A 371-nucleotide genomic window follows, 5' to 3' on the forward strand; every position below is an offset into this window, starting at 1 on the left:
CTCCGTCGCACGGGTTTGTCTGGGGTCATATCGGCGTTCTCCGGTTTCTAACAAAATCATCTTACATACATCTTGCATGTTTTTGTGAGTCCATGATACATACATAGTGCATGTAAATGAAAGGAGACCAAAATGCGTGTCAAACAGTACTACCCTGTCATCCAGTCCGAAGCAGTTACAGAAACAGCCGATTTTTATAAACGCCACTTCGGATTTCGTGCGGCCTTTGAGGCCGATTGGTATGTGCACCTCCAAAGCGAAGAGGAGCCCTCGGTTAATCTCGCGGTCGTCCAATCTGATCATGAAACGATCCCCAAGGGATCGCGGGGTGCATCAAAGGGAATGATCCTCAACTTCGAAGTCGAGGACGT

The 371-nt window shown here is 48.2% G+C and carries 1 pseudogene; it reads left to right on the forward strand.

Annotated features, from left to right (window positions below):
• Positions 1–132: 132 nt before the first annotated feature.
• A pseudogene (locus ACFWW4_RS22735) lies at positions 133–371 on the forward strand (glyoxalase); the annotation flags it as partial.

Origin of the sequence: Yoonia sp. SDW83-1 (assembly GCF_046762885.1) — a bacterium.
GTDB lineage: Bacteria > Pseudomonadota > Alphaproteobacteria > Rhodobacterales > Rhodobacteraceae > Yoonia.